This is a genomic window from Wenzhouxiangella indolica (assembly GCF_042310355.1).
Lineage (GTDB): Bacteria > Pseudomonadota > Gammaproteobacteria > Xanthomonadales > Wenzhouxiangellaceae > Wenzhouxiangella.
Window position 1 is genome coordinate 14540 of sequence record NZ_JBHJMR010000006.1, and the last position, 25556, is coordinate 40095.

The 25556-nt window shown below is 66.3% G+C and carries 20 protein-coding genes; 12 read left to right on the forward strand and 8 right to left on the reverse strand.

Annotated elements, in window-relative coordinates; genetic code table 11:
• Nucleotides 1-33 precede the first annotated feature (33 nt).
• A complete protein-coding gene (locus ACDC67_RS08475) occupies nucleotides 34-1452 on the forward strand; it encodes an alanine/glycine:cation symporter family protein (protein WP_376692274.1) in 1419 nt (472 codons plus the stop codon).
• Nucleotides 1453-1461: 9 nt separating this feature from the next.
• Here ACDC67_RS08475 and mnmG read toward each other — a convergent pair whose 3' ends face one another.
• From mnmG to ACDC67_RS08495, 4 genes are all read right to left on the reverse strand, one after another.
• Nucleotides 1462-3342, reverse strand: coding sequence for a tRNA uridine-5-carboxymethylaminomethyl(34) synthesis enzyme MnmG (mnmG, locus tag ACDC67_RS08480; protein WP_376692517.1), 1881 nt, complete (start codon nucleotides 3340-3342; stop codon nucleotides 1462-1464).
• 86 nt (nucleotides 3343-3428) lie between these two features.
• Nucleotides 3429-4367 (reverse strand): hypothetical protein, encoded by a 939-nt coding sequence (locus tag ACDC67_RS08485; protein WP_376692276.1) that lies wholly within the window; start codon nucleotides 4365-4367, stop codon nucleotides 3429-3431.
• Between the two features lie 2 nt (nucleotides 4368-4369).
• The gene (locus ACDC67_RS08490; RefSeq protein WP_376692278.1) at nucleotides 4370-4996 is read right to left on the reverse strand and encodes a hypothetical protein; all 627 of its coding nucleotides are present in this window, start codon (nucleotides 4994-4996) and stop codon (nucleotides 4370-4372) included.
• Between the two features lie 3 nt (nucleotides 4997-4999).
• The gene (locus ACDC67_RS08495; RefSeq protein WP_376692280.1) at nucleotides 5000-7504 is read right to left on the reverse strand and encodes a penicillin-binding protein 1A; all 2505 of its coding nucleotides are present in this window, start codon (nucleotides 7502-7504) and stop codon (nucleotides 5000-5002) included.
• A 221-nt stretch (nucleotides 7505-7725) separates the two neighbouring features.
• Here ACDC67_RS08495 and pilM point away from each other — a divergent pair, with 221 nt between their 5' ends.
• The 10 genes from pilM (at nucleotide 7726) to ACDC67_RS08545 (ending at nucleotide 18789) form a co-directional block, all read left to right on the forward strand.
• The gene (gene pilM, locus ACDC67_RS08500) at nucleotides 7726-8799 is read left to right on the forward strand and encodes a type IV pilus assembly protein PilM (RefSeq protein ID WP_376692282.1); all 1074 of its coding nucleotides are present in this window, start codon (nucleotides 7726-7728) and stop codon (nucleotides 8797-8799) included.
• Nucleotides 8799-9395, forward strand: a complete 597-nt coding sequence (locus ACDC67_RS08505) for a PilN domain-containing protein (RefSeq protein ID WP_376692283.1) — start codon at nucleotides 8799-8801, stop codon at nucleotides 9393-9395. Before pilM ends, ACDC67_RS08505 begins: the two co-directional genes overlap by 1 nt.
• Nucleotides 9396-9398: 3 nt before the next feature.
• Nucleotides 9399-10022, forward strand: a complete 624-nt coding sequence (locus ACDC67_RS08510; RefSeq protein ID WP_376692284.1) for a type IV pilus inner membrane component PilO — start codon at nucleotides 9399-9401, stop codon at nucleotides 10020-10022.
• Entirely contained in the window at nucleotides 10019-10552 is a 534-nt protein-coding gene (locus tag ACDC67_RS08515) for a pilus assembly protein PilP (RefSeq protein WP_376692286.1), read from the forward strand. Before ACDC67_RS08510 ends, ACDC67_RS08515 begins: the two co-directional genes overlap by 4 nt.
• Nucleotides 10553-10617: 65 nt before the next feature.
• The gene (pilQ, locus tag ACDC67_RS08520) at nucleotides 10618-12777 is read left to right on the forward strand and encodes a type IV pilus secretin PilQ (RefSeq protein WP_376692288.1); all 2160 of its coding nucleotides are present in this window, start codon (nucleotides 10618-10620) and stop codon (nucleotides 12775-12777) included.
• Nucleotides 12778-12836: 59 nt separating this feature from the next.
• Complete coding sequence (locus tag ACDC67_RS08525; RefSeq protein WP_376692290.1) at nucleotides 12837-15500, forward strand: hypothetical protein; 2664 nt, start codon at nucleotides 12837-12839, stop codon at nucleotides 15498-15500.
• Between the two features lie 97 nt (nucleotides 15501-15597).
• The gene (hutG, locus tag ACDC67_RS08530; protein WP_376692291.1) at nucleotides 15598-16380 is read left to right on the forward strand and encodes an N-formylglutamate deformylase; all 783 of its coding nucleotides are present in this window, start codon (nucleotides 15598-15600) and stop codon (nucleotides 16378-16380) included.
• Nucleotides 16377-17732, forward strand: coding sequence for a formimidoylglutamate deiminase (hutF, locus tag ACDC67_RS08535; RefSeq protein WP_376692293.1), 1356 nt, complete (start codon nucleotides 16377-16379; stop codon nucleotides 17730-17732). Before hutG ends, hutF begins: the two co-directional genes overlap by 4 nt.
• Nucleotides 17729-18334, forward strand: a complete 606-nt coding sequence (locus ACDC67_RS08540) for a DUF938 domain-containing protein (protein WP_376692295.1) — start codon at nucleotides 17729-17731, stop codon at nucleotides 18332-18334. Before hutF ends, ACDC67_RS08540 begins: the two co-directional genes overlap by 4 nt.
• Nucleotides 18331-18789 carry a GAF domain-containing protein gene (locus ACDC67_RS08545; protein WP_376692297.1) on the forward strand — a complete coding sequence of 153 codons (459 nt, stop codon included), beginning with the start codon at nucleotides 18331-18333 and terminating at the stop codon, nucleotides 18787-18789. Before ACDC67_RS08540 ends, ACDC67_RS08545 begins: the two co-directional genes overlap by 4 nt.
• Here ACDC67_RS08545 and ACDC67_RS08550 read toward each other — a convergent pair.
• On the reverse strand, nucleotides 18768-19244 hold the full coding sequence (locus ACDC67_RS08550; RefSeq protein WP_376692298.1) for a SixA phosphatase family protein: 477 nt from the start codon (nucleotides 19242-19244) through the stop codon (nucleotides 18768-18770). The genes ACDC67_RS08545 and ACDC67_RS08550 overlap by 22 nt on opposite strands.
• A gap of 79 nt (nucleotides 19245-19323) precedes the next feature.
• Entirely contained in the window at nucleotides 19324-20277 is a 954-nt protein-coding gene (locus ACDC67_RS08555; protein ID WP_376692300.1) for a threonine ammonia-lyase, read from the reverse strand.
• Nucleotides 20278-20317: 40 nt separating this feature from the next.
• Between ACDC67_RS08555 and pepN the strand changes: the two genes are divergently transcribed.
• Nucleotides 20318-22966, forward strand: coding sequence for an aminopeptidase N (pepN, locus tag ACDC67_RS08560; protein ID WP_376692302.1), 2649 nt, complete (start codon nucleotides 20318-20320; stop codon nucleotides 22964-22966).
• Between the two features lie 189 nt (nucleotides 22967-23155).
• Here the strand turns inward: pepN and ACDC67_RS08565 are convergent, their stop codons facing one another.
• Nucleotides 23156-23734, reverse strand: a complete 579-nt coding sequence (locus ACDC67_RS08565; protein ID WP_376692303.1) for an N-acetylmuramoyl-L-alanine amidase — start codon at nucleotides 23732-23734, stop codon at nucleotides 23156-23158.
• Nucleotides 23735-23928: 194 nt separating this feature from the next.
• Nucleotides 23929-25263: an amidohydrolase family protein gene (locus ACDC67_RS08570; protein WP_376692305.1), complete on the reverse strand. Its 1335-nt coding sequence runs from the start codon at nucleotides 25261-25263 to the stop codon at nucleotides 23929-23931.
• Between the last annotated feature and the right edge of the window lie 293 nt (nucleotides 25264-25556).

A 25556-nucleotide genomic window follows, 5' to 3' on the forward strand; every position in this document is an offset into this window, starting at 1 on the left:
GCGTGACTTTAATTGGGAATCGAACCACTAACCATGCTGGCAACCGTCACTGACTTCCTCTGGTCGTATGTTCTGGTCGTGGTGCTCGTCACCATCGGCCTGGCTTTCACCATCGGCTCGCGTTTCGTCCAGTTGCGCTACTTCGTGGAAATGTTCCGCGTGCTGGGGCAGGCGTTCAAGCACCATCCCGGACACGTGTCGTCGTTCCAGGCGCTGACGCTGAGCGTGGCCGGGCGCGTCGGCGCGGGCAATGTCGCGGGCGTCGCGGTGGCCATCACGCTGGGCGGACCCGGCGCGGTGTTCTGGATGTGGGTCGTGGGCCTGATCGGCATGGCCACGAGCTTCTTCGAGTGCTCGCTGGCGCAGGCGTTCAAGGTGGCCGACTTCAAGACCTCGACCTTCCGCGGCGGGCCGATGTACTACATGGAGCGCGGACTCGGCAGCCGCAAGCTGGGCATGATCTTCACGCTGCTGCTGCTGTTTACCTTCGGCCTGGCCTTCGTGGCCCTGCAGTCGTTCACCGCCTCGTCTTCGCTCGACGAGGCCTTCGGCATTCCCATGCACATCACCGGCATCGTCATGACCGTGGTGGTCGGCTTGACCATCTTCGGCGGCGTTCAGCGAATCTCGCGGGTGACCGAAGTGGTGGTGCCGATCATGGCGATCGCCTACGTCATCGTCGCGCTGGGGGTGGTCGGACTCAATGTCGATCAGGTTCCGGCCGTGGTTTCGCTCATCGTCAAGAGCGCCTTCGGACTCGAGCCGGCCGTCGGCGGCGGCATCGGCGCGGCCATCATGATGGGTGTGCGTCGCGGCCTGTTTTCCAACGAGGCCGGACTGGGCAGTGCGCCCAATGTTGCCGCGGTCGCCTTCGTGCCGCATCCGGTCAACCAGGGCATCGTGCAGAGCTTCAGCGTTTTCATCGACACCGCCATCATCTGCACCGCCACGGCCATGATCATTCTCATGTCCGGCATTCACGAGGCCAGTTCCGTCGACGACGGCGTGGTGCTCACCCAGCTCGCGCTGCAGGACCATGTCGGTCCCTGGGGCCAGACTTTCGTCAGCGTCATCCTGACCCTGTTCGCCTTCAGCTCGATCCTCTACAACTTCTACCTGGGTGAGAATTCCTCGAGCTGGATGACGCCCGACAGCCCGGTCTTTTTCATCGTTTTCCGCCTGCTGATGCTGGTGCTGATCCTGTGGGGCTCGATGCAGGACCTGACCACCATCTTCAGCTTTGCCGACCTGACCATGGCCATGCTGGCGGTCTTCAACCTGGTCGCCCTGGCCCTGCTGATGAAAGTCGGCCTGCGCCTGATGAACGACTACGACCAGCAGTGGCGCGCCGGCAAGGTGCCGATCTTCGATCCGGACAAGTTCCCGGATCTGAACATCGATCGCGAGGCCTGGAAGGACGCCGCCGACGCCGTCGACCGCCTCAGGAAGTAGGCCGCGGCTTCAAGCCGCCGAGCGGTGGCGCTTTAAGTAGACCAGCAGCTGGGAAATGGCCGCTGGCGTCATGCCCGGAATGCGGCTGGCCTGGTCGATGGTGTCCGGACGCGTCTTCTCCAGCTTCTCCAGCAATTCAGACGACAGGCCCCGGACCGTCTCGAAGTCGAAGTCCTCGGGAATGGTCTGCGAGGCCGCCTGTCGCTGGCGCTTGATCTCGGCGCGCTGGCGATCGAGGTAGCCGGCGTAGCGAATCTGGATGGCGACCTGCTCGGCCACGTCCTCGCGCGACACGCCGGGACCGATGCCGGGCACCTGCATGAGCGGCGCGTAGTCGACTTCCGGGCGCCGCAGCAGTTCCTCGGCGCTGGTGTCCTTGCGGATGTCGATGGCGAGCGTCTCGGCCGCGCGCGCGGCCAGTTCCGACTGCGCCGGAATGCGCAGGGCGGCCAGGCGTGAGCGCTCGGCTTCTATGGTCTTGCGGCGCTCGACATGGTGTTTCCAGCGTGCGTCGTCCACCAGGCCGAGCTCCCGGCCGGCCTCGGTCAGCCGCAGGTCCGCATTGTCCTCGCGCAGGTGTAGCCGGTACTCCGCCCGGCTGGTGAACATGCGATACGGTTCCGGCGCGCCCTGGGTGATCAGGTCGTCGATCAGTACGCCGATGTAGGCCTGGTCGCGTCCGGGTGTCCAGGGCGCTTGTCCGCGCGCCTGGCGGGCGGCATTCAGTCCCGCGATCAGGCCCTGCGCGGCGGCTTCCTCGTAGCCGGTCGTGCCGTTGATCTGGCCGGCGTAGAACAGCCCGCCGAGGTGCCGGGTCTCGAGGCTGGCGCGCAGTTCGCGTGGATCGAAGAAGTCGTACTCGATGGCGTAGCCCGGGCGCGTGATGTGCGCGTGCTCCAGGCCGGGGATCGAGCGCACCATCTCGATCTGCACGTCGAAGGGCAGGCTGGTGGAAATGCCGTTGGGGTACCACTCGTTCAGCCCCAGACCCTCGGGTTCGAGGAAGACCTGGTGCGAATCCCGCTCGGCAAAGCGCACCACCTTGTCCTCGATCGAGGGGCAGTAGCGCGGCCCGGTCCCCTCGATGTGACCGGCGTACATCGGCGAGCGGTCCAGGTTCGCGCGGATGAGTTCATGCGTGGCTTCGTGGGTGCGCGTGACGTAGCAAGAGACCTGCTCGGGGTGGTGGTCGCGATCGCCCAGGAAGGAGAACACCGGTCGGGGGTCGTCGCCGAGTTGTTCCTCGAGGCGACTGAAGTCGATGCTGCGCCCGTCCAGGCGCGGCGGCGTGCCGGTCTTCAGGCGGCCGACGGAGAAGGGCAGCTCGCGCAGGCGCGCGGCCAGCGCGTTGGCCGGGGCGTCGCCAGCCCGGCCGCCGGCCAGGTGGCTGTCGCCGATGTGAATGCGCCCGCCCAGGAAGGTGCCGGTCGTCAGCACCACGGCGGGGGCACTGAAAACCAGGCCCATGGCGGTGCGCACGCCGCTGATCCGGTCGCCTTCGACGACCAGGTCGTCGACCGGCTGCTGGAACAGCGTGAGGTTGTGCTGGGCTTCTACCGCCCGTCGAATCGCGTTGCGGTACAGCGTTCGGTCGGCCTGGCAGCGCGTTGCGCGCACGGCCGGGCCCTTGCGCGCGTTGAGCCGGCGCCACTGGATGCCGGCGTCGTCGGCCGCCCGGGCCATGATGCCGCCGAGGGCGTCGATTTCGCGCACCAGGTGCCCCTTGCCGATGCCGCCGATGGCCGGGTTGCAGCTCATCTGGCCGATGGTTTCGATCGAATGCGTGACCAGCAGGGTGCGCGCGCCCGTCCGGGCCGCTGCAAGCGCGGCCTCGGTGCCGGCGTGGCCACCGCCGATGACGATGACCTCGAAAGAGTCGGGATAGCGCATAGTTACTAATGACATTAGTAAGGCCAAGTGCGTGAAAAGGCGCTCATTTTAGCGCCCGCATCGGTGCTGGCGAAAGCCCGGGTAAATCAGTCGCGCTGGCGCTGATCGGAGCGGGAGCGGTTTTTCGGCGGGCTTGTCCGGGTCGGTGACCGTCTCGGCGGCCGCTCGCGCCCGCGTGGCGGACTGCTCCTGGGCGGCGAGGTCTCGACTGGGCGCTGGCGAGCGGGCGCAGTCGGTTCGGCGCTCCGCTCGCGCGAGCGCAGGTCACGGCCGGCCGGCGGTGCGGTGGGCCGGCGCTCACGGGAGCGCTCGCTGCGATCGGGCAAGTCGCTCCGCCGGGGCGTGGCGCGCAGCCGTTCGATCAGCGCCTGGCGGCTGCCGGTTTCGCTGCTTTCGGCCGCGCGCGTGCCCGGGTGCACGGGCGCCGGCCGGCGCAGTTCGTCGCGCCGGATCGCCGCCCCGCGCCGGGTGGCCGGCAACATGGGCGATGAGCGCGGCGTCAGGCGGCGGTCGGGGCGCTGATCGCGGATGGCGACCGATCGCCGGGTTTCGAGTTCGCGCAGCCTTGCATCGATCTGGCGTACCCGGTCGCCGCTGGTGAATCGCTCCCGTGAATAGGGGTCGAAGCCCCAATAGCCGGCGTAATGCCAGCTACGGTAGCCGCTGCCGTAGCGATCGCCGAGGCGGTACCAGGGGTAGCGGAAATGACCATGATGACCGATGTGGCGCGGACCGGGTCGGTAGCCGTAGTACCAGCCGGGGTAGGGGTAGTACCAGGGATCGTAGCGGTGTACGACGACCGAGTAGGGGTGGTAGTAGTGGCTGTAATAGAAGTAGTCCAGCGACCAGAACGGATACAGCGTCGGGTCGACCCGCACGGCGCTGGCGCGGTAGCTGGGTGTCTGGTAATAGACCCCGTCGTCACGCGTGCCGTAGTAACTCGAGCAGCCGGCCAGCAGCAGGCCCGCGATCGCGAGTAGCGCGAGCCTGGGGATGTTTGCCGTGAGCGAGTCGGATTTCTTCACGTTTACCAGCTTACTTCATCGGAGTGAACCGCCGCTGAATCGGCCGCGATCATGGATTCGACTTCCGCCAGCGCCGCCCGGCGCTGGGCCTTGCCGTCGACCGGGCTGGGCGGCGCCTGGCGCGCCTCGGGGCCGATCATCTGGATCAGTTCGATGGCCTGCCCGCCGCCCTCGAGGACGATGATCTCGAGATCCCGGGCGCTGCCGTCGTGCCAGCGGATACGCCGCGTTTCCTGGGTGAAGGGCAGGTGGCGCTCGATCAGGAAGTGCACCACGGCGTCGGGGTCGTCGGCGAACACATGCAGGCTGATGCGCGAGTGCTCGTCGGCGGTGCCTTCCAGCACCGGCCCGACCAGGCGCGGCCGGAACTCCTCGAGGAAACGCATGACCGAGGCGGCCGCCTCTCGCAACTCGAGCAGCGTGCGCGAGTGCTCGGGCCCGCCGTAGAGGCTCTGCCATTCGCGCAGGGCCTGCTCGACCTCGCTGTTGGACGGCAGGCTGGTGCGCGAGGTGGCGCCGACGCGGCGTGCCGCCTTCTCCTTGGCCGTCAGGAAGCTCTTCTGGCCTTCCGTGGCCATGATGCGCGCGGCTTCGGCGGCGATCTCCTGGCGGATGCGGCTGTTTCGCATGAATCAGTAGATCTCGTAGGGATCGTTCTGCTCGCCGCCGTCGTCGCTGCTTTCCATCGGCGGCAGGTTGTCGCTGTGGAACCATTCCTGGATGGCGTCGGGCGTGCCCGGCCGCGCCCGCAGGCCGGTTTCCGGGTTGATCAGCGCGCGCGAGATGCCCACCGGTACCCGCGGTTCGGTTTCGGGCCGGCCCTCGAGCGCCGTTTCCATGTAATCGACCCACAGCGGCAGGGCCGTGCGCCCGCCCTGCTCCTGGCGACCCAGCGACTGGTTGTCGTCCATGCCCACCCACACGACCGTGACCACACCGCCGCCGTAGCCGGCGAACCAGGTGTCGCGCTGGTCGTTGGTCGTGCCGGTCTTGCCGGCCAGGTCGTCGCGCTCGAGCGCCAGCGCCCGCCGGCCGGTGCCGCGCCGTATGACGTCGCTCATCATCGAGTCGATCAGCCAGGCGGTCTGCGGGCTGAGCGCCTGCCGGGCGCGCTCGGGGCGCGGCGGGCCGACGAATGCCGTCTCGGCTTCGCTGTCGGCATCGGGGTGCCCCGAGGTTTCGTCGTCGGCCAGTTGCAGGCGGCGCAGGGTCGGTTGATCGCTCTGTTCGGGAGCGGGCGTCACGACGGCCGGCGGATTGGGTGGCGGTATTTCGTCGCAGTCCCGGCAGGGCAGGGCCCATTCGCTTTCGTAAATCGTCTTGCCGTCGGTGTCGCGAATGCTGTAGAGGTACTCCGGCTCGGTGCGGAAGCCGCCGTTGGCAAAGCTGGCGTAGGCACCGGTCAGGCTGAGCGGCGTGATCGAAGCCGAGCCCAGGGCCATGGACGGGCCGTTGGGCAGTTGATCGCGTTCGAATCCGAATCGCGTGACGTAGTCACGACCCTCCGAGATGCCGATATCGATCAGCAGGCGCACGCTCACCAGGTTGCGTGAGTTGACCATGGCCTCGCGCAAGCGGGTCGGCCCGAAGAAACGGTGGCTGAAATTGGTCGGCTTCCACTCGCGCTCCATCGACGGATCATCGATGACGACCGGCGCGTCGTTGATTCGCGATGCCGGCGTATAGCCGTTGTCGAGGGCGGCCGAGTAGATGAAGGGCTTGAAGGCCGAGCCGGGCTGGCGCCGGCTCTGCGTGGCCCGGTTGAACTGGCTGTAGGCGAAATCGAGGCCGCCGACCAGGGCGAAGATCTCCCCGGTCTCGGCGTCCATGCTCACCAGGGCTGCCTCGGCCTGGGGGATCTGGGCCAGTTGCCAGCCCGACTCGCTGTTACGTACCCGCACGATGTCGCCGGCGGCGAGCACGTCGCTGGCCGCCTCGGGCTGGGCACCGACGGCGTCGGCGCTGAGAAAGGGACGCGCCCAGGACAGCGCTTCGAGCGACAGTTCGATCGAGCTGCCATCGGCGAGCTGCAGCATGGCGGCTTCTTCGTCGGACGACATCACCACGGCCGCCTGCAGGCCGGCGATGGGCCGGATGGCCTCGAGTCGTTCGGCCAGTGCCCGGGGCTCGTCGAGCGTTTCCGGCGGGACGCGATCTTCCGGGCCGCGCCAGCCGTGGCGTCGGTCGTAGGCCAGCAGGCCGTCGCGCACGACGCGATTGGCCGCTTCCTGCAGTTGCGAGCGAACGGTGGTGTGGGCGATCAGGCCGTTGTTGTAGGCCACGTCCGAACCCACCCGGTCGACGACATCCTGTCGCGCCATTTCCGCGACCCAGGGCGAATCGAGCTCGACTACCGGACCGTGGTAGCTGGCGCTGTTGGGCTGGGCCAGGGCCTCGCGGTGCTCGGCCTCGTTGATGTGACCGAGCTCGAGCATGCGGTCGAGGATCCAGTCGCGCCGGGACATGGCGCGGGCCGGACCGGAGAGGGGGTTGTCGCGCGAGGGCGCCTTGGGTAAGCCGGCGATCATGGCCATTTCCGCCAGGCTGAGTTCATCCAGCGTCTTGCCGTAGTAAACCTGGGCGGCGGCGGCCACGCCGTAGGCGCGGTGACCCAGGAATTCCTTGTTGAGGTAGAGTTCCAGGATCTCGTCCTTGCTCAGCTCTTTTTCGACCTTGAACGCCAGGAGCATCTCGCGCAGCTTGCGCGTGACCGAGTAGTCGGTCGAAAGGAAGAACCGCCGGGTGACCTGTTGCGTAATCGTGCTGCCGCCCGGAACGCGCCCCTGGCCCATGCTCAGCGAATACAGCCAGACCGCCCGCAGCGTTCCGCGCCAGTCCACGCCCGGATGCTGGTAGAAGCGATCGTCCTCGGCCGACAGAAAGGCGAGCTTGAGACGTTCGGGGATTTCATCGAGCGTGACCGGCCGACGGCGCTGTTCGCCGATCTCCGCCATGAGCTTGTCATCGGCCGAATAGATCCGCAGCGGCACCCGCAACTGCACGTCCCGCAGCGACTCCACCGAGGGCAGTGACGGCACGATGGTCAGCCAGATGACGAGCACGCCAATTGCTGCGAGAATGAACAGCAGGAAAAACAGGCGGATAGAAAAAACTATTAAAGGCTTTATTCGAACCATCAGTTATGGTAAATGTAGGCACAGACAAGTCGGAATGACGCACGTCTTGGATGCGATTCCGGGGCAAAAGTGCCCACGAATCGAGGTCCGGACGACCTTGGATCTGAGGGTAGCACAGACTTATACTTGTCCAGACCGGCGTTGCAGGGGGCATGTCGGGCAGGTCAAGAAAGAAGAACCAGTCACACGGCCATGCCGACCAGAGGGCAATAGACAACAACATGAGTAACTTTCTCAGAAAGCTGTTGGGCGCAGCACCGCCTCCGTTGCTGGGCGTCGATATCGGCACCAGCAGCATCAAGGTGCTACAGCTCGGCAGCAGCGGCTCGGGCTATCGCGTCGAGGCGTTTGCCGTCGAGCAGGTGCCGGAAGGCGCGATCAGCGAAGGCAACATCACGGATACCGATCGCGTGGCCGAAGCGGTCAAGCGCGCCGTCAAGCGATCGGGCGGCAAGGCCAAGGAATGCGCCATGGCGGTGAGCGGCTCGGCCGTCATCACCAAGGTGATCAACCTGCCCGCCGATCTGTCCGAAGACGACATCGAGGCCCAGATCGAGGTCGAGGCCGGGCAATACATTCCCTACCCGCGCGAGGAGGTCAGTCTGGACTTCGAAGTGCTCGGGCCGGCGCCCCGGAATGCCGAGCTGGTCGAGATCCTGCTTGCGGCCTCCAAGACCGAGCACGTCGACCTTTGCCGCGAAGTGGCCGAACTCGCCGGCCTGGGGCTGCGGATCGTCGATGTCGAATCCTACGCCGTCGCCAACGCCTTCGACCTGGTGCGCAAGCACGCGGGAATCGACGAGGGCGAGACGATCGGTGTGCTGAACATGGGAGCGACCGCATCGACGCTGATCGCCCTGCGCGGCGATCGCACGATCTACAGCCGCGAACATGCCTTCGGCGGCCAGCAATTGATCGACGACTGCATGCGCCGCTACGGCATGGACGCCGACCAGGCCGCCTTCCTGCAGCGGGGCGAGACGCCCCCGGCCGGCTTCGAGGACGAGATTCTCGAGCCGTTCAGGCAAAACGTCATTCAGCAGATCAGCCGGGCACTGCAGTTCTACTCGTCCTCGAGCGACTACTCGGGCATCAACACCCTGTTCCTGACCGGTGGCGCGGCCTCCACGCCGGGGCTGGCCGAAGCGGTCGGCGACGAGGTGGGCATTTCCTGTGAAGTGGCCGATCCGATCGAGGGCATGCGGCTGGCGCCGTCCATCGATGCCGGTCGGCTCGAGCGCGTTCGACCGGCACTGACCACAGCCTGCGGGCTAGCCTTGCGGGGGTTCGACTGATGGCGAGAATCAACCTGCTGCCCTGGCGCGAGAATCTCCGCCAGGAACGCCAGCGAAACTTCATGATCGCGCTCGGAGGGACGGCGCTCGTGGCCGTGCTGCTCGTCTTCCTCGGCTCGCACCTGGTGGAACGCCAGATCGACGGCCAGGATGCGCGCAACAACTATCTCGAGAACGAGATCCGAAAACTCGATCGCGATATTGCCAGTATCGAGGAGCTCGAGCGCACCCGCGACAACCTGCTGGCGCGCAAGAACGTGATCGAGCGTCTGCAGGAGAACCGCTCCATGATGGTTCACCTGTTCAATTCGCTGGCTCAGACCGTGCCGGAGGGCATTCGCCTGACCTCGGTCCGGCAGGCGGGCGAGGAGTTGACCATCGAGGGAACGACGCAGTCCGAAACGCGCGTATCCGACTACATGCGCAACATCGAGTCGGCCGACTGGCTGCACGAACCGGATCTTCGAATCATCGAGGTCATGGATGGTGACGGTGAAGGCGGCGGCGAACGCTTCACCTTTGAGCTGCGCGCTCGCGTGGCGTCACCCAATGCGGTCGAGCAGGAAGCGGCCGAAGCGCAGGAAGAGGAGGCCTGATCCATGGATCTATCCGAACTGAGAGATCTGGACTTCAACAACCTGGGCTCGGCCTCGACCGGCGTCAAGGCAATCCTGCTGGGCTTCCTGGCGGTCGTCATCATCGTCGGTGGCTACTTCTACATCATCAAGGACAAGCGCGAGACGCTCGAGCAGCGCGAGCAGGTCGAAAGCCAGCTCAAGCAGGAGTTCGAGACCAAGCAGCAGAAGGCGGCGAATCTCCCCGCCTACGAGCAGCAGCTTGCCGAGATGGAAGAAATGCTCGAGGTCATGCTGCGGCAACTGCCGTCGAAAACCGAAATGCCCGCCCTGCTGATCGACATTTCGCAGACCGCGCTGGGCGCCGGGATCGACAACGAACTGTTCGAGCCGCGATCGGAGGTCAAGCGCGATTTCTATGCCGAGCAACCGATCAATGTTCGAATGGTGGGGACTTACCACCAGTTCGGCAACTTCGTCAGTTCGGTTGCTTCGCTTTCACGCGTCGTGATCCTGACCATGCGGGACATCTCGCTGGAGCCGATCGAGGGCTCGGACGGCCGACTGCGACTGGAGGGCGTCGTGACGACCTACCGCTACCTTGACGAGTCCGAGGGCGGCGCCGTGTCGACGGGAGGAGCACAATGAGCCTGATGATGCGAAGCCTGTCGATCCTGTTGCTTGCCCTGCTGCTGGTCGGTTGCCAGAAGGGGACCCAGGATTTGCGCGATTGGACGGCCGACGTCCTCGAGCGCGAACCGGACCCGATCGATCCGATCCCGCCCATCGAGACGCCCGAAGTCGTCGCCTACGAGGCCATGGACCTGCGGGATCCGTTCCACCGGGCGCGCCGGGAAAGCGAGGACGAAGACGATGAAGTTGCCAGCGAAGGGGGAGGGCTCCGTCCCGATCCCGATCGTCGCAAGGAGTATCTGGAGGGTTTCCCGCTGGACACCCTGGAGATGGTCGGTACGCTCACCATCGACGGAGAAGAGTACGCGCTGATCCAGGACAACGAACAAGTGGTCCATCGGGTGCGCGAAGGCAACTACATGGGGCAGAACCATGGCCTGGTGCTGAGCGTTCAGTCCACCCAGGTCGAAGTGCGTGAACTTGTGCAGGATGGTCGTGGCGGCTGGTCGGAACGCCGGGTACGCGTGACCATGGCTGAAGACTAATGTATACCGGCAAGGAATTGAACATCATGATCAAGTCTTCATGGGCGATTAACGGGAGATGGACAATGAACAGCAGTAGCAAAGCGATTGCGCTTCTGATCGGGCTGTTCTGGATGGTTTCCATGGCCCAGGCCACGGAGTTGACCGATATCCAGGTCGAGAGCGGATCCGGAGAGGTACGATTTATTCTCAACCTCGATGGGGAGCCGGGCAATCCATCCGTGTTCACCACCGAGGAACCGCCTCGAATCGTGCTGGAAATGCCCGATACGGACTCCCGTGTGGATACGTCCAGTGTGCCGGTGAGCGCCGGACCGGCGCGCAGCTACACGGCGTTGAGCGCCGGTGGCCGCACGCGCCTGGTCGTCGACATGGCGCGCAGCGCGCCCTACGAGGTTCAGGTCTCCGGCAACCAGGTCGTCCTGGTGGTCGAAACCGGCGGTGGCGGCACGTCCGAAACCTCGGTGGCCGAGACCAGCGCATCGTCCGGCAGCGGCGGCCGTCGCTTCGAAGTCACGGGCATCGATTTCCGACGTGGTCCCGACGGTGAAAGCCGTGTGCTTGTCGATGTCGACCGCTCCGGCGTGAACCTGTCGGTCAATGAACGCACGGGTGGCCTGCGGGTCGAGTTGTTCGACACCCGGCTGTCCGACGACCAGCACCAGCGCCTGGATGTGAGCGACTTCGCCACGCCCGTGCAGATGATTACGCCCGAACAGCGCGGCGACAATGTCCGCCTCAACCTCGAGGTGGCCGGCGCCTACGAGCATCTGGCTTACCAGTCGGATGGCCAGGTGGTGATCGAAGTCGGCGAGCCCGAACAGGAAGCGCCGCAGGATCGTGAGCTGACCTTCTTCGAAGACCGCGACTACGACGGCAATCGCATTACCCTGAACTTCCAGGATATTCCGGTCCGTTCCGTGCTGGCGCTCATCGCCGACGTCTCCGACCTGAATATCGTCGTCTCCGATTCGGTCGGCGGCAACCTGACGCTGCGCCTGACCAACGTTCCCTGGGACCAGGCCCTGGATATCGTTCTCGAGACCAAGAATCTCGACATGCGTCAATCCGGCAACGTCATCTGGATTGCCCCGACGCAGGAAATCGCCGCACGCGAGCAGTCCATCCTGCAGGCGCGCGCCGAGCGCCAGACGCTCGAGCCGCTGCGAACCGCCATCATTCCCCTGAGCTACGCCGACGCCAATGAAATGGCTTCCCTGGTCCAGTCGGCTTCCGAGGGTTCCGGCGACGACGACGGCGGTGGCTCCAACGGCCTGCTTTCGTCGCGTGGTTCGGTCACCATCGATCAGCGCACCAATACGCTGCTGATCAACGACACGACCGATCGCATCGACGCGGTGCGCGAACTGGTTGCCGACCTCGATCGCCCGGTTCGCCAGGTGCTGATCGAATCGCGCATCGTCATCGCGCGCAGCGACTTCAACCACCAGCTCGGCGTGCGCTTCGGCGTCACCGGTGCCCGTCAGGATTCCCGCGGCAATCTCTACACCATGGCGTCCAACAACGAGGGTACCGACGAGATGATCCGCGACGGTCTGGCCAATCGCCGTTCGGGCTCCGGGTCGAGCACGCCCGTCGGTGTGCCTGGCCTGAGCGATCGCCTCAACGTCAACCTTCCGGTATCCAGTCCCGCCGGCAGCCTCGGGTTCAGCGTACTGGCCGCCGACGTGCTGCTGGACCTGGAGCTCAGCGCCCTGGAAAGCGAGGGCAACGGCGAAATCATCTCCACGCCGCGCGTGATCACCTCCAACCAGGCCGAGGCCTACGTGCTGCAGGGTGTCGAGGTGCCGTTCGAGTCGGTGCAGGGCGGCAATACTTCCGGCGCCATCAACGTCGAGTTCAAGGAAGCGATCCTCGAGCTGCGCGCCACGCCGCTGATCACACCCGACAACCGCATCCAGATGCAGCTGCAGGTCAAGCAGGACACGGTGGGCGAACTCTTCCCCAACGGTCGGGGCGGTTTCATCCCGTCGATCGACACCCGCGAGCTGTCCACGCGTATCCTTGTCGACAATGGCCAGACCGTCGTGCTCGGCGGCATCTTCCAGGAAGAGCGGACTTACCAGGAGCAGAAGGTCCCCGTACTGGGTGACGTGCCCGTTCTCGGCGGCCTGTTCCGCCAGCGCGGCACCGAAGAGCAGAAGCGCGAACTGCTGATCTTCATTACACCGTCCATCCTGGACGAGCGCGTCGCGGCCGACTGACCAGGCGAGGGAGCAAGCCAGCCATGAACATCACATCAAAACACTCGGGATTTCGATTCATGAAGATAATCAGATACGGCATCATTCTGGCAGCCACGGCACTTCTGGCCGCTTGTGGCGGCAGTTCCTCCGGCAGCTTCGACAACGGTGGCTCGGCGAGCATGAGCATCACGGTCGAGTCCGCCGAGGTGACGACCAACAGCTCCATGCAAGTGACCGTCCGCTTCCGCGCGGCCGACGGGTCTTCGGTGTCCGACGGCACCCAGGTCACGCTCAATTCCAGCAACACCAATCGGGGCGTGGTCGCCGCCGACGAGTCGGGTGCGTCCTCGGGCGCTTCGGCCACGACGACCACCAGCGGTGGTCAGGCCAATTTCGTGTTCACGGCCCGTTCCAACACGGGCACGGTGACGCTGACGGCCTCCGGCAGCAACCCCAGCGGCTCGGGCACGGTATCCGCCTCGCGCGATATCGACGTCATCGAGGGCGATGACGGCGAGGCGCGCCTGGAAGTCAGCGGTTCGAACACCATGCCGGCCAACAACGAGAACGTCGAGATCTTCATGGGCTCGCCCTTCATCAACGAATTGACGGTTCGCTATCGCAACCCCGACGGCAGCGCGGGCAGCGTTTCCGACGGAGAGATTGCCGTGGCTGTTTCGCCGGTTACCCGCGGTGCTTTTTCGACGCTCGATGATCCTGAAACCGACGACGTCAACGAGTTTTTGCAGCTGATGGGCAGCGGCCCGGTCACCATGACCGCCGGCGTGGCCACGGTCTTCGTGCACAGCTTCGACCAGCCCGGCGCGCTCACCGTCAGCGTGTCGGCGCAGGATGCCGACTCCGGCGACACCTTCTCGGAAGAATTCGTCATCGAAATCGCCGAAGGCGCGGCCGACTTCCTTCCGGCCAACCTCGATTTCTCGGTGCCGACCGACCCGATCTACGTCCAGGGTTCCGGCGGCTCGACGTCCAAGACCATGTCGCTGTTCGTCGGCGACTCCGGCGACAATGCGGTGCCCAACCCCGAAGGTGGCGGCGCCGAGTACAACAACGTCATCCTGTCGCTGGATGCGCCCGAGGGCAGCGGCGCTCGCCTGACGGGCACCGGCGCGGATGGATCGGTCAACGGCAGCGAGATCAGCGTGCAGACGGTCAACGGCGTGGCCAACTTCTCGCTCAACGCCGGCAGCGAGACCGGGCCGCATCGCATCACCGCCACGGCCGACCGTGGCGACAACAACGTCGACAACGACCTGCTCGACCCGATCACCGCCGAGACCACGGTGGATGTCGGCGACGGTCGCCTGTTCGGTCTCGAAATCGTCAGTCCCTCCATCAGCGCCATCGTGGCCAACAACACGGTGGGCTTCATCCAGACCGACGAGGAACCGGAAATCGATCCGGAGACGGGTGTGGTGATTCCGCCGAGTTCCGACGGTACCTACTCGCTGACGATCACCGCGCAGGGTACCGACCAGGCCGGCAACCCGGTGCTTCCGGGCACGCCGATCGACTTTGGCAAGATCGACGCGCCGCTCACGCAGACCCTGCCGAGAGAGTTCGTCTTCTCCGGCACCGACGGCAACCCGGAAGAGGGCGGTGATATCTTCAGCGTCTCCTCGTCGGCCGGGTTCGGTGCCAACCCACCAACCGTGGACGAGGCCGTTGAACCCGGTGACACCGTCGCCCTGTTCGGCAAGACCGTTCCCGGTAACCGCGAACACGAGGCCGCCCGCACGGTTGCCAGCATCGTTGACAGCTCGACAGTCACCGTCACCAACGATTTCAACCCGAACAACGGCGCCGGCCCGATCGTCGACGACGGTTTCGTGATTCCCTGGGTCATCGGTCGCTCGCAGTTCGGCGTCGTCGATTCGCAGGTCAACCTGTCGAGCGACGGTCGCGGATCGGTCACCTTGACCTATCCCATCAGCGCCCTGGGTCGCCCGCTGGTTCTCTGGGGCCAGGGCAACCGGGTCGAAGAGGACCTGACCAAGACGGTGGCCGATGTCGGCGCCATGGTGTTCCCGGGTATCGCGCCGGGGCAGCTCTCGGCGATTCCGTCGTCCATCCAGGGTAATTCGACCACGGCCGTAGAGGTCTGCTTCACCGACGCCCTGGGCGCCCCGATCAATGACGTGTTCATCCGGGGTGATATCGTCGAGGGTCCGGCCAATGGCAGCCTCGACGGTGAGCCCATGTCGACGACGACGGCCGAGCCCACCGGTTCGGCGGGTAACGGCTGCACCGTAACGCAGGTCACGACCAGCGGCATGGTTCCGGACGGCGATGAGTCGATCATCCGCTTCAGCGCCGGCTCGGCCACGGCCGAAGTGACGGTCGTGCCGCCGGGATCCGCGATGCTGCTGGTCGAGCCTTCGCAGTATCGCGATCCGTCGCCGAGCATCGTCTCCCGCGTCCTGACCCTGACCCTGCTCAACGCACAGGGCGAGCCGATTTCCGGTGTCGGCCTGACGGGTGAATGCGATGGCGGTGACGGTACCCTCGAGATCGAGGCCGCCCCGGGTGTCACCGATGCCGACGGTCAAACCACGGCGCGTGTCTCGGTGGGTATGACCGAGTGTGCTGCAGAGGACGCCGAAGGCTTCCCGCGGATCGGGCAGTGCACGTTCACGACGCCGAGTGGATCCCCGGTGGGCACCTTCGTGGCCATCGGCATCAACGCGACGAACGCCAACCTTTCGCCGTCCTGCCCGTAGGCATGCCGCGAGCAAGCTGAGTTCGTCTCAGACCTGATCGCCTTTGGGGCCCGGCACTGCCGGGCCCTTTCTATTTTGCAGGCAGTACAATGTCGGCATGCTTTACGACTTCCAGTCCGGCACCACGCCCCTGCTCGTCAACGTGCCGCACGCCGGCACCGAGTTGCCACCGGAGATCGGCTCGCGCCTGACCGAAAGCGCCCGTGAATTGCCCGACACCGACTGGCACGTCAACCGACTGGTCGAAGGCGCGGTCGGGCAGGGCGCCTCGCTCATGCGGGCGCGTTACTCCCGCTACGTGATCGACCTCAACCGCGGCAGCGACGACAAGCCCCTCTATGCCGGTGCCACCACCGGCCTGGTGCCCACGGAAAACTTCGACGGCTCACCCGTCTACCGCGACGACGAACCGAGCGATGGCGAAATCGCCGGGCGCATCGAGCGTTATTGGCGGCCCTACCACGACGAGCTTGCGCAAGCGCTCGAAGCCCTGCGCAGCCGCCACGGTTTCGCGGTGCTGTTCGACGTGCACTCCATCCGCAGCGTCGTACCCCGGCTGTTCGAGGGGCGCCTGCCCGATCTCAACCTGGGCACCTTCGAAGAACGCAGCTGCGCCACCGAGTTGCAGGAGTCGGTGGCCGAGATGCTCGCCGGCGCCGAGGGCTTTTCGACCGTCGTCAACGGCCGTTTCAAGGGCGGCTTCATCACGCGCCACTACGGTCGCCCCGCCGAGGGTGTCCACGCCCTGCAGATCGAGATCGCCCAGTCCGCCTACATGGACGAGTCGCGGCCCCGGGAATTCGACCCGCAGGCCGCCCGTCCCCTGATGAACCTGCTGGACGAACTGACCGGCAGGCTCTCGCAATGGCGCCCGTCATGACGCAGCGACTTCATTGTTCCCGCGTGCTCCTGGCCGACGGCTGGCGCGAGGACGTCACGCTGGGGATCGACTCGAAGGGCTTGATCGAATCGGTCCGGTCGGGCTGCAGCGAAGGCGCAGAGCGCCTGCCGGGCACCGTGCTGCCGGGCATGGTCAACGTCCATTCGCATATTCACCAGCGGCTCATCGCCGGGCTGACGGGCCGCAGCGCCGGCCGCGGCGACAGCTTCTGGAGCTGGCGCGACCGGATGTACGAGGCCGTCGCCATGCTCTCGGGGGAGGACTTCGAATTACTGGCCGCCCGCGCCTTCATGGAATTGCTCGAAGGCGGCTACACCAGCACCGGGGAGTTCCACTACCCGCACGGACTGGACGGCCAGGCGCCCGACGTGACCGCACGGCAGGTGCTGGCCGCGGCCGAGCGGGCCGGCACGGGGCTGACCCTGCTGCCGGTGTGGTATCGCTACGGCGGATTCGGGCGCCGGCCCCTGGGCGAGCGTCAGCAGGCTTTCGGCATGTCGCTCGAGCGGATCGTCGCCCTCGTCGACGAACTGCAGGGCGGGCTCGACCCGGCCATGCAACGCGTCGGCGTGGCGCCGCATTCCCTGCGGGCGGTGGACGCCCGCGACCTGCCCGATCTGCTCGACGGCATCGCCGAAGGCCCGGTCCACCTGCATATCTCGGAGCAGCCGGCCGAGGTGAGCGACTGTCTCGAACATCACGGCTGCCGGCCGATCGAATGGCTGCTCGAGCAGGTCGAACCCGACGCGCGCTGGTGCCTGATCCACGCCACGCACGCTAGCGAGGCCGAGGTGAAGGCGCTGGCCGGGCGCTCGATCGCGGTGGGGATCTGCCCGAGCACCGAGGCGGACCTGGGCGATGGCCTGTTCCCGCTGCGCGAGTATCTCGACGGCGGCGGCCGGGTGGCCGTCGGCTCCGACAGCAACCTGGTGACCTCGGCGGCCGAGGAACTGCGCCTGCTTGAATGGGGGCAGCGGCTCCGCCTCAACCAGCGCAACGTGCTGGCCGACGCCGGCGCGCACGTTGCCACCGCCTTGTGGCAGCACCTGGCGCGAACCGGCGCGCAGGCGCTGCAACAGCCGGCCGGTGAGATTCGCGCGGGCCGGCGCGCCGACCTGGTCGTTCTCGACGACGACCATCCGCTGCTGGCCGGCCTGCCGGCGGACGAACAGCTCGACAGCTTCGTTTTCGCGCACACCGCCGGCATGATCGACCAGGTCCGCGTCGCGGGCCGCCTCGTCGTCAACCGGGGGCGGCATCCGGGGCGGCCGGAACTGGACCAGCGCGTGGCCGCCATGCGCCGTCGCCTGCTTGCGAGCGCGTCGTCGTGAGCGGCCCGGCAAGCGCCCATTCACCGGCGGCCGAGCGCAACCGGATACCCATCGGGCAGGTGCTTTGCCGCTGGCTGGCGCCGGATGCCCGCGTGCTCGAGATCGGCTCGGGCACGGGCCAGCATGCCGCCTGGTTTCACGCGCTGCTGCCCGGGGCGGACTGGCAGGCCTCGGAAATGCCGGAAAACCTGGATGCCCTGCGTGCCAGGCTGGCCGAGGAAGCGCCGTCGCTGCCCGAACCCGTCTCGCTGGACGTGATGACCCCCGGCGACTGGCCCGACGGCGAACGGGACGCGGTCTTTACCGCCAACACCCTGCACATCATGCCGTGGGATCATACGCCCGCGCTCCTGCAGGCCGCGGCCGAGCGCGTCGTCGACGGCGGGGTGCTGGTGATCTACGGGCCCTTCCGCGACGGCGAGCGCTTCGACGCGGAAAGCAACCGACACTTTGACCAGCAACTGCGGCATCGCGATCCGGCCATGGGCATCCGGGATGTCCTGGAAGTCCGTCGCCTGGCCGCTGACGCGGGCTGGGTGGCGGAAGCCGAGATCGCCATGCCGGCCAACAACCGACTACTCATTTTCAGGAAAAGCGAATGACCGAACCCGTCAACTACGATGAACTCGCCCAGCAGGCCGAGGGGCTGCTGTCGGGGCAAAAGCACCGCATCGCCAATGCCGCCAACCTCAGTGCCCTGATCTTCGACGCCCTGCCCGAGATCAACTGGGCCGGCTTCTACTTTCTGGAAGGCGACGAGTTGATCGTCGGCCCCTTCCAGGGCAAGCCCGCCTGCGTGCGCATCGCGATGGGGCAGGGCGTGTGCGGCACCGCGGCCGCCACGCGCGCCACCCAGCGCGTCGAGGACGTCCACGCCTTCGACGGGCATATCGCCTGCGATCCGGAGTCGCGTTCGGAAGTGGTCGTGCCGCTGATCATCGACGGCCAGGTCATCGGCGTGCTGGATATCGACAGTCCGCGCCGGGGGCGCTTCGACGAGAACGATCAGCGCGGCCTGGAGCGGCTGGCGGCAATCTACGCCAGATCGCTGGGCTGAATCAGCTTGTGAATCCGGCCGCAGCCCGGCGCCGGCGGCATGTCGGCGTCGATGATGGCCAGCGTGCCGGGCTGAATCCCGAGCCGCGGGCGCTGGTTGGTCAGCCACTGCACCAGCCACTCGAAGCCGGGGTTGTGTCCCACCACCAGCAGGGAATCGGCCTGCTGGTACTTCTGCAGCACGCCGATGAGGTCTTCTTCGAGCGCCTCCCACAGCGCGGGTTCCACCGTGGGCTCCGGCGCCTCGAGCCCGTCGAGCGCCAGCCGGGCGGTGTCGCGCGTGCGCACCGAGGGTGAGACGCAGACGGTTGTCGGCACCGTCAGGCCGGAGGTCTGGATCCATTCGCCCAGCTTGCGGGCGGCCTCGCGTCCCGACTCGGTCAGGTCGCGATCGTGATCCTTCTGCCCGGACGCGACCGCCCGGGCGCGCGCGTGTCGCAGTAGCCACAACTCCACAGCAAAAACTCCCCATCTGTCGCGTTTGCGGCCGCTCAGCATACCAGCGTGCCGATGCTCTTGCGTCGACTCTCGTGAATCAGGGCAGTCCGGCCAGACAGGCGGCGACATCCAGGTTGCCGCCGCTGATCATCACGCCCACGCGCTGGCCGGCGAAGCGCTCCGGTTGGGCCAGAACCCCCGCCAGCGCGACGGCACCGGAGGGTTCGGCGGTCTGCTTGAGGTGGCTCCAGATCTGCTCGACCGCCTCGCGTATCCGGGCCTCGGAGACGGTATCGACCGCCTCGACGTGGCGGGCGATCAGCGCCAGGTTGCGTTCGCCCACCAGGGCGCGCAGGCCGTCGGCGATGGTTTCGGGATGATGATCCTCGACCCGGCGGCCCAGCGCCAGCGAGCGGGCCGTATCGTCGGCGCCGGCGGGTTCGACCCCGAACACCCGCGGTGGCCGGCTCACCGAGCGGGCCGCCAGCGCCGTGCCGGAGACCAGACCGCCGCCGCCGACGGGCACGACGATCGCATCGAGCTCCGCCACTTGCTCCACCAGCTCCAGCGCCGCGCTGCCCTGGCCGGCGATGATCCGGTCGTCGTCGTAGGGCGGCACCGGCTCGAAACCCCGCTCGACCAGCCGGGCCAGGGCGGCCTCGCGGCCGGCCTGGGTCGGCTCGCAGAACTGCACCCGGCCGCCGTGGCGGCGGATGTTGTCGACCTTGCTGGCCACGGCCCCCTCGGGCACGACGATTTCGGCGCGAAAACCGCGCAGGGTGGCTGCTCGCGCCAGGGCCGCGCCGTGATTGCCCGACGAGTGCGTGGCCACGCCCGGGCAGTCGTCGGAAAGCAGCGCGACCGCGTGGCTGGCGCCGCGGAGCTTGAACGAGCCGGTGGTCTGCAGGTGCTCGCACTTGAAAAACAGGCGCGCACCCGTCATCTCATCAAGCACATCGGATGTCATCACCGGGGTGGTTCGGATCATCGAACGGATCCGTTCCCGGGCCCGCGCCACGTCGTCGGGCGTCAGCATGGAATCGATTGGCATCTCTCTATAATACGTTGCAAGTATCCCCGAGGAGTTCTTCATGTCCGCACGTGGTGATCAGCCCCGCACCCCCGTCCTGCGCCAGGAATACCGGCCGCCGTCCTGGTGGGTCGACCGGGTCGAGCTGGACTTCGAGCTCGATGCCACCGCCACGCGCGTGGTCAGCCGCATGAGCGTGCGGCGCAACCCGGACGTGGATGCCGAGCCCCTGACCCTGTCCGGCGCCGGCCTCGACACCCGGCGCGTCGAAATCGACGGCGAGCCGGCGAAGTTCGACGAGCGCGCCGACGACGAGACCCTCATCGTCGAGGGCGTGCCCGAGCGCGCCGAGGTGACCATCGAGGTCGTCGTCCACCCCGACCGCAACACCGCGCTCGAAGGGCTCTACAAGTCGGGCGCGATGCTGCTCACCCAGTGCGAGGCCGAGGGCTTTCGCAAGATCACCTGGTTCCCGGACCGGCCCGACGTCATGGCCACCTACCGCGTGCGCCTGAGCGGCGACCGTGAGCGCTTCCCGGTGCTGTTGTCGAACGGCAACTGCGTGGAAACGGGCGAGCTCGACGACGGCCGGCATTTCGCCGTCTGGGACGACCCGTACCCCAAGCCCAGCTACCTGTTTGCCGTCGTCGCCGGCGACCTGGCCGAGCTGGCCGATACCTTCACCACCCGCTCCGGACGCGAGGTGGCGCTGAAGTTCTACTCCGAGCCGGAGAACATCGACCGCCTCGACCACGCCATGGAGAGTCTCAAGAAGTCCATGGCCTGGGACGAGGAGCGCTTCGGCCTCGAGTACGACCTGGACGTCTTCCACGTCGTCGCCACCCACGACTTCAACATGGGGGCGATGGAGAACAAGAGCCTCAACGTCTTCAACGCCCGCTACGTGCTGGCCGACCGCGAAACCGCCACCGATGCCGACTTCGAGGCGATCGAGGCCGTCATCGCCCACGAGTACTTCCACAACTGGACCGGTAACCGCGTCACCTGCCGCGACTGGTTCCAGCTCACCCTCAAGGAAGGCCTGACCGTCTACCGCGACCAGGAATTCACCGCCGACCAGCGCTCCAGGGGCGTCAAGCGCATCCAGGACGCCTCCGACCTGATGGCGCGCCAGTACCCCGAAGACGCCGGCCCGATGGCGCACCCGATCCGGCCCGAGCGCTACGTCGAGATCAACAACTTCTATACCGCCACCGTCTACGAGAAGGGCGCGCAGGTCGTGCGCATGTACGAGACCCTGCTCGGCCGAGACGGCTTCCGCCGCGGCATGGATCTGTACTTCGAACGCCACGACGGCCAGGCGGTTACCTGCGACGATTTCCGACTTGCCATGGCCGACGCCAACGACACCGACCTGGCCCAGTTCGAAAGCTGGTACCGCCAGGTCGGCACGCCCACCGTCGAGGCCGAAACCCGCTTCGATGAAGCAAGCGACGAGCTGGTGCTCACGCTCAAGCAGCGCCTGCCCGAGCATTCCGACAACCGCGACGTCGGCCCCCTGATGATCCCGGTCCGGGTCGGTTTTCTCGACGACGGCAACCAGTCCCTGCCGGTCACCCTGGCCGGCGAAAGCGAGCCGGGGCCGGCAACCCGGCTGCTGGTGCTCACCGAGGAATCGGCGGAATACCGCTTCCGCGACCTGCCGGCCGACGCCCTGCCGTCGTTGCTGCGTGATTTCTCGGCACCCGTGAAGCTCGACTACGACTGGTCGAGCCGCGACCTGGCCCGCCTGGCCGGCTTCGACCCCGACCCCTTCAGCCGCTGGCGCGCCATGCGGAGATTGAGCGCTCGCGTGCTCGACGACCTCATCGCCGCCCGGGAAGAACACGACGCCGAGCTGCTGGTCGAGGCCTGGGAGGCCGTGCTCGACGACTCCGACAAGGACCCGGCACTGGCCGCCGAGCTGCTCAGCCTGCCCTCGGAGGGCGAGCTGGCGCAGGATCGCGACCCGGTCGATGTCGAAGCCATCCACGCCGCCCGCGATACCTTGCTCAGGCTGCTCGGACGGCGCCTCGAGAAGAAACTGCGCGAACGCTTCGACGCGCTGGCGCCGAGCGGCGACTGGTCGTCGGAGGGTCCGGACGCCGCGCGCCGGCGACTGCGCAACCTGGCGCTTGGCCTGCTGGCCGCCGCCGGTTCGGAGTCGGCCAACGAGCTCGCCTCCGCGCACTACGCGCAGGCCGACAACATGACCGACCGGATCGCCGCCTTCCGCACCCTGATCCACCAGGACCTCGGCGGTGCCGACAAGGCCCTGGCCCACTTCGAGGAACGTTTCTCCGAGGATCCGCTGGTGATGGACAAGTGGTTCGCCGTCCAGGCCACGCGCCCGGACGAGCGCGCGGTCGACGACGTGCGCGACCTGATGGCGCACCCGGCGTTCCGGATGAACAACCCCAACAAGATCCGCTCCCTGATCGGTGCTTTCGCCATGAGCAACCCGGTCGCCTTCCACCGCGCCGACGGCGACGGCTACCGCCTGATCGGCGAGGTGCTGAACGAACTCGATGACCTCAACCCCCAGGTCGGCGCCCGCCTGGCGACCGCCTTCAACCGCTGGCGCGCCTACGACAACAAGCGCTCGGCGATGATGAAAGAGCAACTGCAGCGCCTGGCGGCCAAGAAAGGACTCTCACCCGACATCGAAGAAATCGTCACCGCGGCACTGAAGGATCGCAGTGGGAGCTGACTTTCGGAATAGCGGCTAACCGATACGGAAAAAGCGGAAACCACCGAAGACACCGAATACACCGAAGCAAGAAATGGAGTGATGCATGAGTTCTCTCGCGACTCATGGATCGATAGAACGCCTGTTTCTCAGTCGTGCTTTGTTCGGTGCTTTTCGGTGATTTCGGTGGTTCCCCGGTTATCTTCTCGGTCAATCAATTTTCGTTCCAGAGCGCTGCAGATTGACGCTCGCCTCGATCGCGCCCCAGGGAAACAGCGGCCCGGGGTCGACCTTGCGCCGCACCTTGATGGCGGGGTTGTCGCTGGCATTGACCACGCCCATGTCCAGCTCGTCGTGGCCGGCGATGTATTGCAGGTTGGGCAGCGTCTTTTGTAATTGCTCCAGTAGCTCGACCAGGGCTTCGATCTGCGCGGGGGCGTAGTCTTCCGGCCAGCCCTGTCGCCGGCTGTGGAGCCAGTCGGGCCAGCGCCCCCGGTTGACCAGTTCGATCCCCAGTGACTTGCCGTTGTAGCCGCGTACATGGTGCGCCACGCGCTCGATCGGCACCCATTGCGCCACCGAACCGTCGCGGTCGATGTAGAAATGGCCGCTGTTGCCGGTCTGCGAATTGGGGTAGTGAATCTGCTCACCGTATTCCCGGGCCGTGTCCAGGTCCGGCAATTCGGTGGCGTGGATCACCACCAGCTCGATATCGTCGATGGAACGCTCATCGAGACGGTCGACGTAGCTGAGCGGGTTGCGGTCGGTGTTCGGCATGGTCGTCGTCATCGAGCAGGAAAGTCCTGAAAACGCAAAGCAGCAAAGCACGCAAGGAAAAACCCGGGAACCACCGAAGACACCGAAGACACCGAAGGAAAACCTTTTGTCAGTCCATTTTCGGTGCATTCGGTGTCTTCGGTGGTTCCATCAGGTTTGTTGGCCATTCTTCGCTTCGCTGCTTTGCGTTTCAAAGGTCTTGATTCTCACCCATCACCCGCCCGCGAAGCGATCGCTTCCAGCGCGGCGTCGAGTCGGTCGCGGTCGAACCATTCCCCGGCGCGCATTACGCCGAGGATCGAGCGCGTGTTGTCGATGTCGTCCAACGGGTTGTTCTCCAGCAGCACCAGGTCGGCCACACAGCCGGGTTTCAGGCAGCCACGGCTGGATTCGTCGAGATACTCGGCCACGTTGGTCGTTGCCGTGGCCAATGCCTCGGCCGGCGTCAGGCCGGATTCGACGTAGATCGCCAGCTCGTGATGGATGGCGTCGCCGGGGATGCTCAGGATCTGCGGCGAGTCGGCGCCGGCGAGGATCAACGCCCCGGCGGCCTGGAGTTCGTTGATCAGTTCTCGACGCACGGCCACGTAGCGCTCGGCGTCCGATTCGGCGCCGTAACTCTCGCGTAGCTGCTCGGCCCGCTCTCGCCATTGGCCAGCCGTGTCGCCGTCGATCCAGCGCATCGCGTCGCGCTGCATGAGGGCGTCGATATCGCCGGTGGCCCAGTTCTCGACCAGGCTCTGGGTCGGCACATTGGCCACGCCCGCCCGGGCGGTGCGCTGCGCCAGGTCGGCCAGCCGCGCCTCGTCCATGCCGTCGATCAGCTTGACCCCGAACAGGCCGGGATCGGTGCCGTGCAGGGCGTGGTCTTCGGGCACCATCAGCTGCGCGTAGCCGTCGAGGTGATCGATCGTGCCCTGCTTCGAATCGAACACCCGATCGAGGCCGACCGCCACCGAAACGTGCCCCGAGTAGTCGATGCCGAGCGCGTCGGCCGTCTCGGCGATCGCCTCAAAGGCTTGTGGCCACAGGCCCGGGTGCAGCTTGAGCAGGTCGTAGCCGGCCTCGTGCTGGGCCAGGGTCATGCGGCGGGCGTCCTCCGGCGAGGACACCGAGGAGCCGTTGAACGAGGGCCCGGAGGTGACCAGGCGCGGCCCCGGGACCTCGCCGTCGGCCAGCTGCTGGCGCAGCTCGAGGTGGCCGGGCTCGCCGAGCATGCCGCGGATGGTCGTGATGCCGTGGGCCAGCCACAGCATCAGCGTGTCGTGCACCCGCTGCTCGCCGGCTTGCATCGGCGGCACGTGCGCGTGCATCTCGGCCAGGCCGGGAATCAGGAAGCCCGCCGTCTCGACCACCTCGTCGGCACTGCCCGGATCGATCTCGTCGACCTCGACGATGAACCCGTCGCGAACGGCCACGCGCATCGGCTCGGAGACCGAGGCGTTGCGCACATCGACCAGGCGCAAGTTCTCGAACACGGTCGACTCGGCCCGCGCCCCCAGGGCGAGTGCCAGCAACAGGGCGGTAGTGAGTATACGCATGGCAATTCTCCGGCAGGATCAGGGGGTTGAGTGTACTCCGGCTTTGAAAATCTTTAAAACGCAAAGACGCAAAGACGCAAAGAAAACCAGTTAAACCACCGAAGACACCGAATGCACCGAAAAGTGACCCAAATTAAGTTTTCTTCGGTGTCTTCAGTGTCTTCGGTGGTTACTGTCTTTCTTTCCGTTCCTCTGCCGCATTGGCGTCTTCGCGTCTTGGCGTCTTTGCGTTTAAAAGATTTTGATTTTCCGCCTCTCGAGTGCCCCCATCGCCGAGCCGCCGGATTCATGAC

What these genes read in the sequence shown, in the direction of transcription:
- ACDC67_RS08475 (WP_376692274.1), top strand. Translation starts at nt 34, where the DNA reads ATGCTGGCAACCGTCACTGACTTCCTCTGGTCGTATGTTCTGGTCGTG.
- mnmG (WP_376692517.1), bottom strand. Translation starts at nt 3,342, where the DNA reads ATGCGCTATCCCGACTCTTTCGAGGTCATCGTCATCGGCGGTGGCCAC.
- ACDC67_RS08490 (WP_376692278.1), bottom strand. Translation starts at nt 4,996, where the DNA reads ATGCGAAACAGCCGCATCCGCCAGGAGATCGCCGCCGAAGCCGCGCGC.
- ACDC67_RS08495 (WP_376692280.1), bottom strand. Translation starts at nt 7,504, where the DNA reads ATGGTTCGAATAAAGCCTTTAATAGTTTTTTCTATCCGCCTGTTTTTC.
- pilM (WP_376692282.1), top strand. Translation starts at nt 7,726, where the DNA reads ATGAGTAACTTTCTCAGAAAGCTGTTGGGCGCAGCACCGCCTCCGTTG.
- ACDC67_RS08505 (WP_376692283.1), top strand. Translation starts at nt 8,799, where the DNA reads ATGGCGAGAATCAACCTGCTGCCCTGGCGCGAGAATCTCCGCCAGGAA.
- ACDC67_RS08510 (WP_376692284.1), top strand. Translation starts at nt 9,399, where the DNA reads ATGGATCTATCCGAACTGAGAGATCTGGACTTCAACAACCTGGGCTCG.
- ACDC67_RS08515 (WP_376692286.1), top strand. Translation starts at nt 10,019, where the DNA reads ATGAGCCTGATGATGCGAAGCCTGTCGATCCTGTTGCTTGCCCTGCTG.
- pilQ (WP_376692288.1), top strand. Translation starts at nt 10,618, where the DNA reads ATGAACAGCAGTAGCAAAGCGATTGCGCTTCTGATCGGGCTGTTCTGG.
- ACDC67_RS08525 (WP_376692290.1), top strand. Translation starts at nt 12,837, where the DNA reads ATGAAGATAATCAGATACGGCATCATTCTGGCAGCCACGGCACTTCTG.
- hutG (WP_376692291.1), top strand. Translation starts at nt 15,598, where the DNA reads ATGCTTTACGACTTCCAGTCCGGCACCACGCCCCTGCTCGTCAACGTG.
- hutF (WP_376692293.1), top strand. Translation starts at nt 16,377, where the DNA reads ATGACGCAGCGACTTCATTGTTCCCGCGTGCTCCTGGCCGACGGCTGG.
- ACDC67_RS08545 (WP_376692297.1), top strand. Translation starts at nt 18,331, where the DNA reads ATGACCGAACCCGTCAACTACGATGAACTCGCCCAGCAGGCCGAGGGG.
- ACDC67_RS08555 (WP_376692300.1), bottom strand. Translation starts at nt 20,277, where the DNA reads ATGCCAATCGATTCCATGCTGACGCCCGACGACGTGGCGCGGGCCCGG.
- pepN (WP_376692302.1), top strand. Translation starts at nt 20,318, where the DNA reads ATGTCCGCACGTGGTGATCAGCCCCGCACCCCCGTCCTGCGCCAGGAA.
- ACDC67_RS08565 (WP_376692303.1), bottom strand. Translation starts at nt 23,734, where the DNA reads ATGACGACGACCATGCCGAACACCGACCGCAACCCGCTCAGCTACGTC.
- ACDC67_RS08570 (WP_376692305.1), bottom strand. Translation starts at nt 25,263, where the DNA reads ATGCGTATACTCACTACCGCCCTGTTGCTGGCACTCGCCCTGGGGGCG.